The 17,554-nt window shown below is 41.3% G+C and carries 13 protein-coding genes; 6 read left to right on the forward strand and 7 right to left on the reverse strand.

Going from position 1 to position 17,554, the window contains the following annotated elements:
• Nucleotides 1-6 precede the first annotated feature (6 nt).
• The 3 genes from XEN7305_RS18425 to XEN7305_RS18435 form a co-directional block, all read right to left on the reverse strand.
• Nucleotides 7-426 carry a DUF309 domain-containing protein gene (locus tag XEN7305_RS18425; RefSeq protein WP_006511003.1) on the reverse strand — a complete coding sequence of 140 codons (420 nt, stop codon included), beginning with the start codon at nt 424-426 and terminating at the stop codon, nt 7-9.
• A 33-nt stretch (nt 427-459) separates the two neighbouring features.
• Nucleotides 460-873: a TerB family tellurite resistance protein gene (locus tag XEN7305_RS18430; protein ID WP_006511004.1), complete on the reverse strand. Its 414-nt coding sequence runs from the start codon at nt 871-873 to the stop codon at nt 460-462.
• Between the two features lie 152 nt (nt 874-1,025).
• Nucleotides 1,026-1,796, reverse strand: coding sequence for a MarC family protein (locus XEN7305_RS18435; protein WP_202951300.1), 771 nt, complete (start codon nt 1,794-1,796; stop codon nt 1,026-1,028).
• Nucleotides 1,797-2,216: 420 nt separating this feature from the next.
• Between XEN7305_RS18435 and XEN7305_RS18440 the strand changes: the two genes are divergently transcribed.
• The gene (locus XEN7305_RS18440; RefSeq protein WP_006511006.1) at nt 2,217-2,507 is read left to right on the forward strand and encodes a hypothetical protein; all 291 of its coding nucleotides are present in this window, start codon (nt 2,217-2,219) and stop codon (nt 2,505-2,507) included.
• 58 nt (nt 2,508-2,565) lie between these two features.
• On the opposite strand, the gene topA is transcribed toward XEN7305_RS18440, so the two are convergent.
• From topA to XEN7305_RS18455, 3 genes are all read right to left on the reverse strand, one after another.
• The gene (topA, locus tag XEN7305_RS18445) at nt 2,566-5,253 is read right to left on the reverse strand and encodes a type I DNA topoisomerase (protein WP_006511007.1); all 2,688 of its coding nucleotides are present in this window, start codon (nt 5,251-5,253) and stop codon (nt 2,566-2,568) included.
• Nucleotides 5,254-5,607: 354 nt separating this feature from the next.
• Nucleotides 5,608-6,351, reverse strand: coding sequence for a phycoerythrobilin:ferredoxin oxidoreductase (locus XEN7305_RS18450; protein WP_006511008.1), 744 nt, complete (start codon nt 6,349-6,351; stop codon nt 5,608-5,610).
• A 98-nt stretch (nt 6,352-6,449) separates the two neighbouring features.
• On the reverse strand, nt 6,450-7,178 hold the full coding sequence (locus XEN7305_RS18455) for a 15,16-dihydrobiliverdin:ferredoxin oxidoreductase (protein WP_006511009.1): 729 nt from the start codon (nt 7,176-7,178) through the stop codon (nt 6,450-6,452).
• A 245-nt stretch (nt 7,179-7,423) separates the two neighbouring features.
• Between XEN7305_RS18455 and lysA the strand changes: the two genes are divergently transcribed.
• The 3 genes from lysA (at nt 7,424) to XEN7305_RS18470 (ending at nt 12,001) form a co-directional block, all read left to right on the forward strand.
• Complete coding sequence (lysA, locus tag XEN7305_RS18460) at nt 7,424-8,833, forward strand: diaminopimelate decarboxylase (protein ID WP_006511010.1); 1,410 nt, start codon at nt 7,424-7,426, stop codon at nt 8,831-8,833.
• An 80-nt stretch (nt 8,834-8,913) separates the two neighbouring features.
• Entirely contained in the window at nt 8,914-9,819 is a 906-nt protein-coding gene (gene cdaA, locus XEN7305_RS18465) for a diadenylate cyclase CdaA (protein ID WP_006511011.1), read from the forward strand.
• A gap of 133 nt (nt 9,820-9,952) precedes the next feature.
• A complete protein-coding gene (locus XEN7305_RS18470) occupies nt 9,953-12,001 on the forward strand; it encodes a thioredoxin domain-containing protein (protein WP_006511012.1) in 2,049 nt (682 codons plus the stop codon).
• Between the two features lie 191 nt (nt 12,002-12,192).
• Here the strand turns inward: XEN7305_RS18470 and XEN7305_RS18475 are convergent, their stop codons facing one another.
• Entirely contained in the window at nt 12,193-13,155 is a 963-nt protein-coding gene (locus tag XEN7305_RS18475) for a DMT family transporter (protein ID WP_006511013.1), read from the reverse strand.
• 519 nt (nt 13,156-13,674) lie between these two features.
• Here XEN7305_RS18475 and chlP point away from each other — a divergent pair.
• Together chlP and pheT are read left to right on the forward strand one after the other, a co-directional pair.
• Nucleotides 13,675-14,898 (forward strand): geranylgeranyl reductase, encoded by a 1,224-nt coding sequence (gene chlP, locus XEN7305_RS18480; protein ID WP_006511014.1) that lies wholly within the window; start codon nt 13,675-13,677, stop codon nt 14,896-14,898.
• 183 nt (nt 14,899-15,081) lie between these two features.
• Nucleotides 15,082-17,514, forward strand: coding sequence for a phenylalanine--tRNA ligase subunit beta (gene pheT, locus XEN7305_RS18485; protein ID WP_006511015.1), 2,433 nt, complete (start codon nt 15,082-15,084; stop codon nt 17,512-17,514).
• Nucleotides 17,515-17,554 lie beyond the last annotated feature (40 nt).

Below are 17,554 nucleotides of genomic sequence, written 5' to 3' on the forward strand. Positions count from 1 at the left end.
AATTAGTCATGTCGAACTATCAACTCTCAAGATTTTTGGTAACTGGCAATTTACTTTATTTGTTGCAGTGGCGTTTTCTGGAGAAAATAACTTTTGGGCAAAATCAGCCAAGTTTTCTGGAGGGAGTCTTTGTAATGTTTGCAAAAGCAAATCACTTTCTATGAGCAGTTGCGTAACATCAATATCTTGATAATCAGGTTGGTAATCACTCAATCTCCGAACACCTTCTCCCAACAAGATTACTGCACCCCGCAGGTTCAACTCATGGAGATGATGACAAGCAACCGCAACCTGTAAAATACCTTGATAAAATCTTTTGTCTAGCTCAAGCGCCTCAATCCAAATCGCTTCTAAAGTATCGTGGCACTCATAAAATTGCTGTTGGTTAAACTGCTCTATCCCTCGGGAAAATAATGCCGACTGCATAAATATTGGATCAAATAAATTTAAGTTTCAGAATTAATCATGGCCTACTAGCCTACGAATTGAGCCAAAAATTACATTGAAGGCAGAACGAGAATTCATTTTACTGGGATCTAACAGCTGAAGTTGATTTAAAAGTTGGGCCTCTTCAGTGGCAATATAACCATCGGCATATATCACTCCAGCAATTTCGGCAAATAGACTTTGATAATTTTCCATAGTTGGGTTGGTGCCCAAATAATCTGATAGCCATTGATAGCAATTTTCCGCATCAATTGGTTCTTTGCTGGACAATAAGGATTTTATTTCTGGATCATCCAGCAGACCACGCTTGGAAGCAAGTTTGTATAGGTATTCCCATTCTTCCGGTTGAAACACACCATCAATCCAGGCAGCAGCAATTAAAAGCCGGAAAAGTTTTAGGTCATTACTCGCTGTTGATTTAACCATAGTCAAGAAAAAATAAGCAAACTCATCTTGTCAAATATAGAGAACAATATTCTCCTCTTCCACATATTAGAAGCAACTTATTCTTTAAAGTGACAATTTTCAGGTTTATTTACAAATTACAATTTTTTTAACTCGGAAATTTAAGCTTAACTTCAAAGAATAGGCAAACTTAAAAGTTGTTTTTGAATAATATAATAAATAGTCAAAACCTGAAGATTGATGGCCGAAAAGATAAAAGAGATTGCTAATGCCAACTGAATAATGGTTAACATTGAACTCAAAACCAGAAGCAGTGCCGGCCTGATAAAACTCAAGATCTTATCGGCATATAGCATACAGAGCAGATTGAGGATCATAATGATCGCAATCAAGCCCAAAATTTTATCAACATTATTGTCAAGTCTTTTTGCGATCGTCATTGAAATCATTACTAATGCTATTCCCTGAGGAGTTAAAATAGTTGGGAAAGTAAGTGGGGAAATTAGCGTTGTTAGAGGATTGTCCGGTGTTTTAATAGAATTAGTAACATTGGTTTCATATTGAGCTAAAAGCATTCTGATTGAAACTAAAAATAAAACAATTCCTGCTGCCCCTATTAAAGAGCTCAGGCTGATATTGTACTTGTTTAGTATATTTTGACTAGATAGAGCTATCACAAAAATCACTGAAGTTGATAAAGTGAAACTCCGTATAGCTAGTTTTCTTTTGACCTTTTTGCTGGCATTTTGAGTCAGCTTGACAAAAACAGGAATAATTTTTATCGGGCCAATAGTCATCAAGAAGATAATAGCAAGTCGAGACAAGGAGTTCTTGCCATAAATTTTTCTAATGTCTTTGATAAATCTTATTTGATGCTCAATGATATTTGTCAAGTCAGTTTTTTCAGACTCAAGATCATTACTTTCGGCTATTTGCGAAATCAAAACACACTCATTGGCTTGTTCGCAAACACTTTGATTTAAAGGGTTGGCAAGAGAATAAACAAATGTATTTGCAAAAAAAATAGAAATAGCGATAAAACAGGTCAAGCAAATAATTCTAAAAGCAATGATTCTAGAAAAAATGAATTTTCTTATTTTCGGGAGTTGCACAGACAGATAATTACGCGATACATATATTTATAAATACATTACATAGTATTGGCTCAACCCAACACTCTTTAATTTTGACGATCAATAAATGATTACCCACTATAGCCTTAAATTAAAAGCTTAAATAATAGCAAGAGAAGTGATTAGTCATGGAAAAATAACAAGAATTTTTTTCGTGGCGCATAATCTTTAACAACGCAACATATTTCTTGTTAAGCACAAATTTAAACAGAATAAATAGAGAGAAGTATCATGCTTACAACAAATCCAGAATTCAGCGGCAATGCCGCAATAAGCATTAAAAGACAAAAAGATGATAGCACTAAAAAATCAAATGACCATAGCAAAAAGACCACCAATAGTCATGTCGAAATAATCCGCGCTTTAACACCTATTACAATTGCATTAATTGGAGGCATAATTGGTGGGTATGCATTATTCCTAGAAGTTGAGGAAACGAGACTGACCGCTGCCATGGGTCTAGCAGGTTCAGCCATAGCTGGAGCTTCAGGTCTAGCACAACAATCTGGCAAAAATGAATAGTCTGGGAAAAGAACCCAAGTCCCTTAACTAAAAAGCGAATAATTTGAATAATTTTCAATTACGTATTAGCTGTTTTCTTTCTGGTAGTAGTTTTTTTAGCAGCAGTTTTCTTAGTCGCAGTCTTCTTAGCCGTAGTTTTCTTGGTGGTAGTCTTCTTGGCAGTAGTTTTTTTTCTGGTAGTTTTTTTTGTTCCTGCTTTGTCTGCCAAAAGTGCGATCGCAACTTCTAAGGTCATACTTTCGACTGTTTCCCCTTCAGGAATCCCCACATTGGTCTTATTATGTTTGATGTAATCGCCATAAGGGCCGTTGTAAATATTTACTGGCTCCTTATCTTCAGGATGTTCTCCCAGCTCTCGCAAAGGTTTCTTCTTGCCGCCTCCACGACCCCGTTTGGGCTGAGCCAGCAATTCCATTGCTCGTTCAAAGCTCACAGTGATCACATCATCTTCTTTTTTAAGAGAACGATAATCTTTCGTGATTTTCTTCTCCCCTTCAGCTTTAAATTCATGAACAATGTAAGGACCGTAAAAACCAAGACTTGCTTTAACTTTACCTCCAGTTTCCGGATGTTCTCCCAATAGACGGGGCAGAGTTAATAACCCAACGGCAAGTTCTAGAGTTGCCTCCTCCGGTTTCATTCCTTTGGGAAGAGACATTTTCTTGGGTTTTTTATTCTCTTCTGTTTTTTCGCCCAATTCTACATAGGGGCCATATTTTCCAACTTTGATGTAAATGTTTTCCCCAGTTTCCGGGTGGACACCTAAAGTATCAGGGCCTTCAATTTTTTGGCGAATAATCTCGGCAATTTGCTCAGGATTGAGATCTGCTGGAGTCAAATTATCGGGGATGGAAGCTCTTACTGGTTCTTCTTCCCCATTATCAACCTGAATAAAAGGGCCATATTTACCAATACGCACCGCCACATCCAGATTGTCTAATTTAATCGTTTTGGCATTTTCCAAATCGATGGTTTCATCTTGGATTTTGACCTGGGTTTCTAGTCCTACTTCCCCTTTATAAAATTGTTCTAAATAGGGTAACCATTGTGCTTTTCCCACCGCAATCTCATCTAGAGTACGCTCCATTTTGGAAGTAAAACTAAGATCCACAAGATCGGGAAAATGTTCTTCTAGCAAACTGGTCACAGCAAAAGCGGTAAAAGTGGGGACTAAGGCTTTGGCTCGCACTTGTGCATATTCGCGATTAATAATTGTGCCAATAATGCTGGCATAGGTACTGGGTCTACCGACGCCTTCTTTTTCGAGGGTTTTGACTAAAGAAGCTTCTGTATAGCGCGCTGGCGGTTGGGTTTCATGGCCTAAGGCGTCTAGCTCTTTGCAGTCTGGTTGATCGCCAACTGCTAATGCTGGCAATAGGACTTCTTGGTCATCTAAGGCCGCCTTGGGGTCGTCTGAGCCTTCGACATAAGCGCGGAAAAAACCGGGAAAATCAATTCTCTTTCCCGAAGAACGAAATACTGCATCTTCAACATCAATATTAATCGCAATCTGAGTTAATCTTGCCTCTGCCATTTGACAGGCAACGGTGCGCTTCCAAATTAGATCATAGAGTTTGAATGGTTTGTCGCTTAACCCTGTTTCCTTGGGAGTGCGGAAGGTTTGTCCTGCGGGGCGAATTGCTTCATGGGCTTCTTGAGCACCTTTACTTTTCGTGCTGTATTGGCGAGGTTGGGGACTAAGATATTCTTGACCGTATCTTTGTTCGACACAGGAACGTGCAGCCGCGATCGCTTCTTGGGATAAATGCACTGAATCTGTCCGCATGTAGGTGATATAGCCCTGCTCATAGAGTTTTTGGGCTACTCCCATAGTTTCACGAGCCGACATGCCTAATTTACGATTGGACTCTTGCTGTAATGTCGAGGTCGTAAAAGGTGGCGAAGGTTTGCGTTTAACGGCTTTTTCATCTCGTTTACTAACCGTCCAGGTTTTATTAATTAATCTTTCTTTTAGTGCAATCGCTTCGGTCTCATTAAGCAAGATGACATTTTTGCCCTGAGCAATTTTGCCGGTATCAGCATCAAAATCTGCTCCGGTGGCGAGTTTCTTACCTGCTAGAGTAATTAATTTCGACTCAAATAAGTCCTGATCATATTCAAGAGTCGCCTTGAGATCCCAATAATCTCCTGACTGGAAAGCACGACGCTCCCTTTCTTTTTCTACTAAAAGTCTTACCGCAACTGATTGTACTCGACCAGCAGACAGTCCCCATTTAATTTTTTTCCATAGAAGAGGAGAGAGGGTATAGCCATAGAGTCTGTCTAGGATGCGGCGAGTTTCCTGGGCATGAACCAAATCCCGATTAACTTCCCGACATTCACTCAAAGCTCTTTGGATTGCCTCCTGAGTAATCTCATGAAATACCATCCTTTTCACTGGTACTTTGGGCTTGAGAAGTTCTAGCAAATGCCAGCTAATGCTCTCCCCTTCGCGATCTTCGTCCGTCGCTAGAATCAGTTCATCTGCCTCTTTGAGCGCCGTTTTGAGTTCCTGAACAATCTTCTTTTTTGTTTTAGGAATTACATAAATCGGTTTAAAGCCACTTTCGACATCAACTGCCAAATTTTTCCAAGGTTTGTCCTTATAGGCCGCGGGAATTTCATCAGCCTTGGAAGGGAGATCGCGAACATGTCCCATAGAAGCTTCTACTTGAAAGCTATTGGGCAGATAGTTACGGATGGTACGCGCTTTGGTAGGTGATTCGACAATAACAAGAGTGGACATAGACAGATAACTAACGACTTAAAATAAAAGATATCGGCTGCACATTGGGAGCTCAGATCTCGCCTTACATTTATTATCCCTTAGAGAAAAAAATATCAGGTCTCGAAATGTTTATCATTTCACTATATTGAACATTAACCATTAGTAGCACTTTTTTTGTTGATAACTTAAACAACCTCTTCTCGTCAAGCTTGACATAGTGCGTTCAAAGGTTGAAGTTTGTCAGGTGAGTGGACTTCTGATGCTTTTAAATAAATATAAACCGAAGGCAGAAGGCAGCACCAAAGGACACCGCAATCCATAAGAGCAGAGGGCAGGGGCAGAAGTCTCAATTGAAAATACTGGTGTTAGGGTTTAAGTTGATAGGGCCAACTTTCTTTCTAAATCGAACAAGAAACCATGAATATATTCCTCAGTCCATTCCTCCCCGTATAAACGGGTGAACATTCCCCTTGCAGGATCTTTTTCTGCTCGGTAATTTAGATAACGCTTCTGAGCTTGCAAAATATCATCTAATTGCTTGCCATCTGTTACTTCTTCAGCTTGCTCAACAAAATCTAAATAGGCTTGTAAATAATCACAAAATGCTTCAAAGACCTGGGTTTGAACTACTTCAGTTTCTTGGGGACGAGTCCATAAAAAAGCAGGAGAAAAGAATTGTGATGCTTCGGCTGGAAAATCGCCACCCCATTCCAAATTTGCTTGGTGTTTCTCAAAAATTGGCATGATCGGCTCAGCATATTTGGCCTTATAGCTAGGATCGTCTCTAAATAGAGGCTGCATATCGATCGCAATCAGATGTCCCCCAGGAAGAGTCACTAAATCTCCACCGAAAAAAGGCAAGTCATAATTTAGCTCGGGAAAAATCACAAAATTCAGTACTTGTAAGGCATTTCCTCCTTGAACATGAGCCGCTCTAATTTGCCTGAGCTTTTTTGACTTGAAAGCATGACTAGTGGTTAAGACATTCTCCTGTCTTTTTCCCTTGCCCATAACCCCTTCTTTTCGCTCGAAACCTTCTGGAATGTGATAGGGGGATAATTCCAATCGCTCTTGCAACGTTGCGATCGCATAATCGAGAAAGGGTTGATATAGCATGTAGGTTAGGTTTTAGGTGTTAGGTGTTAGGTGTTAGGTGTTAGGTCTAATAGGAGTGGAGGGAAATAAGAAAGTTACCCATTACCCATTACCCAAAATTAGACAGAAGCTACCGCCAAAGGTGTGGCATCTTCGAACAAAAATTCATAAAGGAATCTATTTGACCATTCTTCACCAAAATAGCTGCTAAATAGACCATGCGCTGGATCTCTTTCCGCACTATACTGGTCGTAATGCTTTTGAGCTTCTATGATGCGTTTAATCTCTCTTTCTGTCTTTAAAGGCTCTGCTGAAGCCAACATTTGCCAATATAACTGGACATATTCTTGATAGGCAGGAAACAATCGGTTAACTACTGTTTCCGCGTCGGTTTTGGCAAACAGTAAATATTTAGAGAAATACTGATTGGCATCATAAAACTTCATCTCCAAATTTTGTGCCAAGTCATTATACTTGTCGCGAATCTCCCGCATCGGCTCAATATACTTTTCCTGATAGGCTGGGTCGCGAAATAAAGGTTGAAAATCTAGAACAACTAAAATTTTCTTTTTGCCGAAAGATAAAAAATCAATTCCCAACAAGGGAAGATCATAGTTGTGACTAGGATACATGACGCAGTTGAACACTTGAGACATCTCTCCTGCATCAATATAGGTGTAGCGTATTTTTCTCAGCTCGGCAGATTGATAACACCAACTTTGAATAGTCGCCTTACTCTTACCGCGATCGCTAACATTAGCCTCAAGTCCTGCGGGAATGGGTCGGCTCCGCAAATTAAAATTACCAAATAATTCTTCTTCTAAATACTCTTTAAAAGGTTGAAACATAACTTATTAACAATAAAATAATCCGCTCTTGCGATCGAGCATAAGAAATCATTGTTAATTCAGTCTCATTTGTTACAAACAAAGCAACAATCCGTAATATTTTCTCAAAGATTTGTTGCTCCCCCGACGCAAATCAGAAGTTTCAGAAGAGTTTTGATCGCTCTTCCGCAGTTATACTTAGATTCTGGTAGAATGCTATTTATCTTTAACCTTCTAAATCGTTAATCAACATTATCCCACCAATCATGCTCTCGATAGATCGCAACTTAGAAAATTCTGGACATCAATATTTATCCCAGGTCGATGATCTAGAAAATCCCCCGTCTCCTAATCAATCATTATTACCTCTAACCGCAAAAGTTAATAAAAATGACACTCTGGAAATAGGAGGTTGTGATGTCGAGCTTTTAGTAAAAAGATTTGGTTCTCCCTTATATATTCTAGACGAGTTTACTCTGCGAACAGCTTGTCGCCAATATCGAGAGGGTTTTGCGAATCATTATAGCGGTGAATCTCAAGTTATTTATGCCTCCAAAGCTTGGAGTTGTCTGGCGGTATGTCGCATTATTGATAGTGAAGGTTTGGGTTTTGATGTCGTCTCAGGAGGAGAACTCTACACTACTTTGCAGGCAGGAGTGAGCAGTGACAAGATTTATTTCCATGGCAATAATAAGTCCGCAGCGGAATTGGAATTAGCGGTAGAGAGTGGTTGTACTGTTATTATTGATAACTGGTTGGAGCTGAAGACATTAGCCGCGATCTCCTCAGCTAAAAGTCCTAAGCCTGTGCCAATCTTGCTGCGCCTAACGCCAGGGATTGAATGTCATACTCACGAATATATAAAGACTGGTCATCTTGATAGCAAGTTTGGCTTTGATCCTAATCAAATCGAAGAGGTTTTCTCCTTCGTAAGTGGGCAGCCTGCCCTAAACTGCATTGGTCTTCATGCTCATATTGGCTCGCAGATTTTTGAGCAGCAACCTCATCAAGATCTCGCAGATGTCTTAGCACAATGGCTGAAAAAGGCTAATGAGTACGGCTTACCTGTTAATATTCTGAATATTGGTGGCGGCCTGGGAATTCGCTATACCGAAACGGACGATCCTCCAAGCATCACCAATTGGGTGAAAGCAGTCTCCGAGGCAACCGAGTCTGCTTGTCATAAACATCAAATTCCCCTGCCAAAATTGATTGCTGAGCCTGGGCGCTCCCTAATTGGTTCTTCCTGTGTGACTGCATACACTGTGGGGGGGAATAAGGAAGTTCCTGATATCCGCAATTACATTGCAATAGATGGTGGCATGTCAGATAATCCCCGTCCGATTACTTATCAGTCTTTGTATCGTTCGGTGATTGCCAATAAAATGTCGGCGCCCATGAGTCGGAACGTCACTGTCGCAGGGAAACATTGCGAATCTGGAGATGTTGTAATTAAAGATGCGAATCTTCCTGAAACCGAACCAGGCGATATCCTGGTCGTTATGGCGACGGGGGCTTACAATTACAGCATGGCCTCTAACTATAATCGTATAGGAAGACCAGCAGCAGTGGTAGTTAATCAAGGAGAAGCTAATCTGATTATCGAGCGAGAAACCTATCAAAATCTTTTGGAGCGTGATCGCCTACCAGAAAGGCTGATTGATTTTCGAGTTTAATTTAATTGCTGTATTTCCTAACTATTTGATGATACTCCCTCACTATATTCAACCTGTAAACAAAAACTAGAAAAATAATAATGTCATTGTCGGGTTTTTTTCCTGACTTGAGCTGGATTCCTTCGTGGCTGCCCAAAAGTGTCGAGATTGGCTTAGTTCTTGCCTTGAGTTACGCTCTTATTCTGATTATTGACGAGGGAGAGCGTCGTAGCCTATGGATGGTCAGGGGATTTATTACACTTATGCTAGCCACTGTAGTTAGTAGAAGTCTGGGACTTCTATTGCTGGGTTTTTTGCTGGAGAAGTTGGTTATCGGGGCTGCTGTGGCAATGGCCGTAATTTTCCAGTCTCAGTTCCGTCGTTTTCTCGAACAAATTGGCAAGGGGGAAATTGTTCAATTATTCCAAGTAAGCCAAAGAACTAGTATTCAGCCCAATAGTACAACTGAACGTATTGTTGAAGCTGTCAAAGAATTATCTCAAAATCGGACAGGAGCATTAATGTTGCTGGAGACAACTGATGCTTTAGAGAATGAAGAATTTGTTTCCCCTGGCGTTCCGTTGAATGCAGAAGTGTCCAAAGAATTACTACAAACTATTTTTCAGACTTCTACCATGCTCCATGATGGTGCGGTAGTTGTTCGAGGTTCGCGAATTATCGCTGCGGGAGTGATTTTGCCTCTTTCTGAGCGCAATGCTTCTCGTCAATTGGGAACCCGCCATCGTGCAGCTATGGGAATTACCGAGCGAGTAGATAAATGTCTCTGCATTGTAGTTTCTGAAGAAACAGGTTCGATTTCCCTCGCTGAAAAAGGTAATCTTAATCGTCCTTTGACTAGTAGTCGACTCCAAGAGTTATTGCAAGATAAGTTTGCTTCTAAAGTAGAAGGAGATGCCATTGGCTTAAGTCGGAAAATCCGTTCTCAGGGCATTATGTTTTTGGAGCGAATTTTGCGATTGCCATCATCGATGACAGATAAGAAATAGTGATGAAGGCAGAAGGCAGCGGTGAGACCCCGCGCCGCCGTCAGGCGCAAGGGAACGCTCACCAAGAGAGAGGGCAGATGGCAGAGGGCAAAGAGAGTTTTTCTTTTATTAACTATCAATTTAGTAACTATTAATGACTAATCATCTTGCTGAATCTCGTAGTCTTTATCTACAAAAACATGCTGAAAATCCCATTGATTGGTGGTATTGGTGTGATGAGGCACTCAGTATTGCCGCGGCAGAAAATAAACCGATTTTCCTCTCGATTGGTTATTCTAGCTGCCATTGGTGCACTGTTATGGAAGGAGAAGCTTTTTCTGATAATGCGATCGCAGATTATCTCAATAATAACTTTGTCCCGATCAAGGTAGATCGCGAAGAGCGACCCGATATTGACAGTATCTATATGCAAGCGCTCCAGATGATGACTGGGCAAGGGGGTTGGCCCCTCAATATCTTTCTCACTCCTGGAGATTTAGTCCCCTTTTATGGCGGGACTTATTTTCCGGTGACTCCTCGTTATAATCGCCCCAGTTTTATCGATATTTTAAAATCAGTTAGACGTTTCTATGATGTGGAAACTGAAAAATTAGAGGGTTTTAAAACAGAGATTTTATTTAATTTACAACGCAGTACAAGTTTAGAAACCACGGAAGATGCTTTAACTTCAGAATTATTAGATCAAGGTCTAGAAACCAATACCGCAGTTTTGTCATCAGGTGATCCAGGTCGTCCGAATTTTCCCATGATTCCCTATGCAACCGCGGCTCTGCAAGGCAGTAGATTGAATTTTAATAATCGTTATGACGCAGATAAATTATGTCTACAACGGGGACAAGATTTGGTTCTGGGGGGCATTTGTGATCATGTTGCCGGGGGGTTCCATCGATATACCGTCGATCACACCTGGACAGTGCCCCATTTTGAGAAAATGCTCTATGATAATGGGCAAATTTTAGAATATCTGGCTAATCTTTGGAGTTGTCAAAGACATTTCCTAACGATTGAAGACGCGATCGCAGGAATTGTTAACTGGCTAAAAAGAGAAATGCTGGCCCCCCAAGGTTATTTCTATGCTTCTCAAGATGCGGATAATTTTGCGACGGCTGAGGCAGCCGAACCGGAAGAGGGCCTTTTTTATGTCTGGAGTTACAATGAGTTGGAAAATCTCTTATCTGCTGAAGAATTAGCCGAATTGCAGGCCGAGTTTAGTATTACGCCCCAAGGAAATTTTGAAGGTAGTAATGTTTTACAAAGATTCAATCACGAAGAATTATCCCCTAGTTTAGAGCAAACTCTTCAGAAATTATTTGCTGCTCGCTACGGAGAAAAGCAAACTGGGATTGATACTTTTCCTGTGGCTAAAAATAACCGAGAAGCCAAAACTAAACCCTGGCCAGGTCGAATTCCCCCAGTAACAGATACGAAAATGATTACAGCTTGGAATAGCTTAATTATTTCTGGTTTGGCGAGGGCTGCCAGTGTTTTAGGGATTACTAATTATCAACAGTTAGCCGAAAATACTGCGAATTTTATTTTGCAACAGCAATGGCTTGAAGGCAGATTGCATCGTTTAAATTATGATGGACAAGCTACGGTTTTGGCTCAATCAGAGGATTATGCCCTATTTATTAAAGCCTTATTAGATTTGCATCAGAGTAGTCCCCAAAATCCTCAATGGTTGGATTCTGCGATCGCGCTACAGGCAGAATTCGATCGTCTCTTCTGGAGTGAAATGGGCGGTGGTTATTATAACAATGGTTCAGATGTGGGAGATAATTTATTAATCCGAGAAAGATCTTATATGGATAATGCTACCCCTGCGGCTAATGGAGTAGCAATGGCAAATTTGGTTCGTCTCTTCTTATTGACTGATAACCTAGAATATCGCGATCGCGCAGAGCAGGGATTACAAGCCTTTGCTGGCATTATGAAATCTTCTCCCCAAGCCTGTCCAAGTCTATTTGTAGCGTTGGATTGGTTGCTTAACGGCACAGTGGTCAAAACAACAACAGAAGAATTTGCGATCTTAATCACCGATTATTTCCCTACCACAGTCTATCGCATAGTTACAGAACTTCCTCAAGACGCGATCGCTTTAGTTTGTCAGGGTTTATCTTGTCTAGAACCAGCGGAAAATTTGGAGCAGTTGCGATTGCAGATTAGACAAATTGCGGAGTGAATACCCAGTCTTAATCAGTCAAATGACCGATGTATTGACCACCCTCAAAATTCTACTATAGTGGCAGATACTTCTCGAACATCCCCAGGATTGAGCCACAAAACTAGGCTTAGATCCTGGTTTTATTATGTGGGTGAAGGGAATGGGGAACAGGGAACGGGGAACAGAATAAGAGAAAAGCTCATAAGCCATTATTCATTAGCTGTTAGCCATTTGCGAATTTGTTCCCGTTGATTAATTAAATAAATACTAACTAGAGTTAAGCAAACGCCTACAGATTGGAGAGGACTTAAAACTTCTGCCAAAATTAGATTGCCAAATAGCAAGGCAAAAACAGGGGTCAGAAAAGTCAAAGAACTAAGGCTCGTAAGATTGCCGGAAGATGCGAGATAGAAAAATATGCCATAGGCGATCGCGCTACCAAAAATCGTGGCATAACTAAGGGCTAACCAACCTGATAAATCGATATTGACCCATTGAGTCGACTCTTGCCACCAAGAAATCGCAAATAAGGGAATTCCACCCAAAATCATATGCCAGCCAGTTGCCACAATCGGGTCACTATGAAGCGTTACATAACGAATAAGAACTGTTCCTACTGCCATCGCCAGGGCCGCTAGTAACATCAGCAACTCGCCACTATTGAAAAATTCTAGCCAATCGAAACTCAGTGACATCCAATCCCCCTGAAAGATCCCATAGATCAGGCGATCGGGAACTCCAATCAAACTAATACCAAAAATGCCGATCATTAAACCTAGCCAGCCAAAGAAACCAATAATTTCGCCAAATAACCAGCTAGACAATAGGGCAACAGCCAACGGTTGAGAATCAATCATCACCGAACCCAAACCAGCGCCAGTTCTCACTAAACCTGCGGCCAAGAAACCCTGAAACATTGCTCCATCAATCAAGGCAAACAAACTAATCCATAACCAAGATTTCCAAGTTTGAGGTTGAGGCCGTTTTAAAATAGCGGCAGCAACTAAAACTAAAATTCCTGCGGGGACTAATCTGAACCCTGCGAGAAAAAAAGGTGTGGTCTGGGTGATGACGCCTTTCATTGCAACCATTGCAGTTCCCCAAAGAAAAAACGGTGCAATAAAAAGTAATGCTTTTGTCGTAAGAAATGATTTCTGGGGGCTGAATTCCATATATATTGGATTAAAAAAAAGATTTATCAACCTAAATTTTAATCAATTTTGTACTTTTGTTAATCCTTTTGCAATGCCTCACCAAGGCCAACCCATTTCGTCAAGCTAATAATTAGAAGCATTTATAGCTTTTCTCGGAGTCAGGAGGTACACTCTACCATTCCCTGTTCCCCTATTCCCTGTTCCCTGTTCCCTGCTGTTCCCCTATTTCCTGTTCCCTGTTCCCCTATTCCCTGTTCCCTGTTCCCTGTTCCCCTATTCCCTGTTCCCCTATTCCCTGTTCCCCGTTCCCTGTTCCCGAAAGCAAGGCGTTTATGTACCTCATTAGTACGAGAATTGCTATATGTATATTTTGTATTAAAAATAACAGTTGATACTCATTAAAAATTAACTTTTATTAAGTCAGTTGTTAAGCTCTATTGCAACTTTGGTCAAACTCGGGAGATCTGGTTCCAGAAGACCAGACTACATGATACTATCCGATCCGTAGCTTAAGAAGATATTTTTAGGAGAAAGACCTTGGGAATTAGGGTTGCAGTTGTTGGCTCAGGTCCTGCTGGTTCATCCGCAGCAGAAATTTTGGCAAAAGCTGGTATTGAAACATTTTTATTTGAAAGAAAGCTAGATAACGCTAAACCTTGTGGAGGGGCAATTCCCCTTTGTATGGTGGACGAGTTTGATCTCCCACCAGAAATTATTGACCGCCAGGTTAGAAAGATGAAAATGATATCTCCTTCTAATGTGGAAGTAAATATCGGTCATACCCTTAAAGATGGTGAATATATTGGCATGTGTCGCCGCGAAGTCCTCGATGGCTTCCTGCGTGATCGTGCTGCTAAGTTGGGTGCTAATCTCATTAACGGCACAGTTTATCAGTTGGATGTTCCCACTAACGATAAAGATCCTTACACTCTTCATTACGCGGATCATTCCAATGGTAGTAGCAAAGGAGTAATGAAAACCCTCAAAGCCGATGTTGTAATTGGTGCTGATGGAGCAAACTCTCGGATTGCTAAAGCTATCGATGCTGGAGACTATAACTATGCGATCGCGTTCCAAGAACGGATTCGTCTTCCTGAAGATAAAATGGCATATTACGAAGACTTAGCAGAGATGTATGTCGGCAACGATGTCTCCACAGATTTCTATGCTTGGGTGTTCCCCAAATTTGACCATGTGGCAGTGGGCACGGGGACAATGAAAGTTCATAAAGCAACAATTAAAGATCTCCAAGCTGGAATTCGTGCTCGTGCAGCTCGTAAACTAGAAGGTGGGGAGATCATCAAAGTAGAAGCTCATCCAATTCCCGAACATCCCAGACCTCGCCCCATTCGCGGCAGAGTAGTTTTAGTGGGAGATGCTTTGGGTACGGTTACCAAATCTTCTGGTGAAGGGATTTACTTCGCTGCCAAATCTGCCAGAATGTGTGCCGAAACTATTGTTGAAGCTTCTCAAAATGGTGCTAAGCTACCTACCGAAGCAGATCTTAAAGGCTTCTTGAAAAAATGGAATAAACAATACGGTGCAACTTATCTTGTATTGGATATTCTGCAAAAAGTCTTCTATCGCTCTGATGCAACTCGTGAGGCTTTTGTGGAAATGTGTGCTGATGTAGATGTTCAAAAAATGACTTTTGACAGCTATCTCTATAAAACTGTAGTTCCTGCAAATCCTCTAACCCAAATGAAGATTACAGCGAAAACTATTGGTAGTTTGATTAGAGGTAATGCTCTGGCTCCCTAGAGGGAAAATGAGTAATGAGTAATAAGTAATAACAACTTTACCGTTCGTCTATTTTCTATTTGGTTAGGAATTAAACGAGCGGTTATTTCTTTTAAAGGAAGGGGGCTCTTTGGGGAGAATGTTAAAAGAAGAATGTTAAAATCTTTGGGCTGGGTCAGAAATATAAATTAAATTACATTATCAATGCGCGTCTCTCTTAATTGGTTACAAGAATTAGTAGATATCGACCTGACAACCGAAGAGTTAGGCAAACTTTTAACGATCGCGGGTTTCGAAGTAGAAGCGATTGAGGATTTGAGTAAACAAGCTGATGGAGTGGTGATTGGCAAAGTTATCAAGCGCGATCGCCATCCTAATGCTGATAAATTGAGTGTTTGTACCGTAGATATCGGACAGGCAGAACCATTAAATATTGTTTGTGGAGCCGCTAACGTTTGTGAAAATATCTTTGTCCCTGTCGCCACAGTCGGAACTTATCTTCCTGCGGTGAATCTGAAGTTGAAACCCACCAAATTGCGAGGTGCTCCTTCGGCGGGGATGATTTGTTCCCTATCAGAATTGGGTCTAGAGAAAGATTCGGCAGGAATTCATATCTTCACTGGTGATCTGCAACCAGGAGCAGATGTCCGTCCTTTATTGGGCTTGGATGATGTAATTTTAGACTTGGCTACTACTGCTAACCGAGCTGATGCTCTGAGTATGGTGGGAATTGCGAGAGAAGTGGCTGCTCTGACCGATAAAGAAGTTAGATTACCTGTTGCTGAGGAAGTTACCGTCTCTTCTAGTGATAGCTTGAGTTTAGAAATTGCTGATAAGCTCGCTTGTCCTGCTTATATTGGCACAATAGTTGAAGGTTTAAAAATTGCGCCTTCTCCAAATTGGTTGCAATGGCGACTTCAAGCCGCGGGAGTGCGACCAATTAATAACATAGTAGACATCACCAACTATATCCTGTTGGAATGGGGGCAACCGCTCCATGCCTTTGATCTAGAAAGATTACAAGCAATTGCCGGGGGAGATAATTTAACTATCGGGGTGAGATTTGCCACTGGGGAAGAAAGCCTCAAAACCCTCGATGGGCAAGATAGAACATTAAACACTCAAAACTTGGTAATTACTGCGAATAATGTCCCTGTGGCTCTAGCAGGCGTTATGGGTGGAGAAGAGACGGAAGTTTATGGGCAGACAGAAAATATCGTTTTAGAAGCAGCCTTGTTCGATCCTGTAGCGATTCGTCGCTCCTCTCGCAGTCAGGGCTTACGCAGTGAAGCTTCGACCCGATATGAAAGAGGAGTTAACCAAGTAGAATTGGTCATGGCCTGTAACCGTGCGATCGCGTTGTTTGCTGAATTAGCAGGCGGTAAAGTAGTCAATCAAAGTTTTGCTAATTTTCGTCCTGATATTACTAAAAGACCCTCAATTTTATTGCGTTTAAGTCGAATTCATTCTCTATTGGGTCAAGTAGTCAAAGGAGAAGGCCCAGGAGATATTGAAACTCAGGAAGTAGAAACTATTTTGACAGCTTTGGGTTGTAAGCTCGAAACCATTGTCGATCAGCCTAATACTTGGAAAGTAACAGTCCCACCCTATCGCTATCGCGATTTAGAACGAGAGATCGACCTGATCGAAGAGGTGGCCCGTCTTTATGGTTATGATCGTTTTTGCGATACTTTGCCCGAGAAAACCGAACCAGGTTATCTTTCCCCTGAATACCTAACGCGCAATAAGCTTCGTGCTAGTTTCCGAGGTGTTGGGTTAACCGAGTTGGTTCAATATTCTTTGGTCAAACCCGTAGCAGAAGAAATTACCTTAGCGAATCCCCTATTTGCTGAATATTCTGCCCTACGGACTAATTTAGTCTCTGGGCTAATTGATGCCTATGTTTATAATCAATCCCAAGGAAATGGGGGTCTTAATGGCTTTGAAATCGGTCATGTTTTCTGGAAAGATGGCGCTGATTTTCAAGAAGGCGATCGCGTTGCGGGAATTATGGGCGGAGATTTTGCCACCGAAGGCGGTTGGACACGTAGCGGCAAGCCAGCAACCATGACTTGGTATGAAGCCAAAGGAGTTCTTGACGGGGTGTTTGCGGTCCTAGGGCTTAATATTACTTACCGAGCAGAGTCAGAAGATGTCAGATTCCATCCTGGGCGGACAGCCTCCTTGTGGTTGGAAGGTAAGCGTTTGGGAGTTTTTGGGCAACTTCATCCTCAACTTTGTCAAGAAAGAGATCTTCTGGATGCGGTCTATGTTTTTGAATTAGCTTTTGAAAATTTACATAACGCCTTAAACCGTGAGCAAATCACCACTCCCAAATTCAAATCCTATTCTACCTATCCGGCCAGCCAAAGAGATTTAGCTTTCTTTGCACCTTTAGACTTATCTGTTGCTGAGATTACCAAGATTATGACTAAAGCTGGTGGTAAATTGCTCGATAAGGTAGAACTATTTGATGAATATAAAGGCAAAGGTGTTCCTGAAGGACAGCGTAGTCTGGCTTTTAATATTGTTTATAAAGCTAGCGATCGCACTTTAACAGACCAGGATGTTGATCCTGTGCATCAAGAGGTTCGCGATACTTTAGTTAAAAAGTTTGAGGTTTCTCTACGTAGTTAGTTTCTGTATGTAGTTAACTATATGGTGGGCAATCCCTATT

This window comes from Xenococcus sp. PCC 7305 (genome assembly GCF_000332055.1).
Classification (GTDB): Bacteria; Cyanobacteriota; Cyanobacteriia; order Cyanobacteriales; family Xenococcaceae; genus Xenococcus.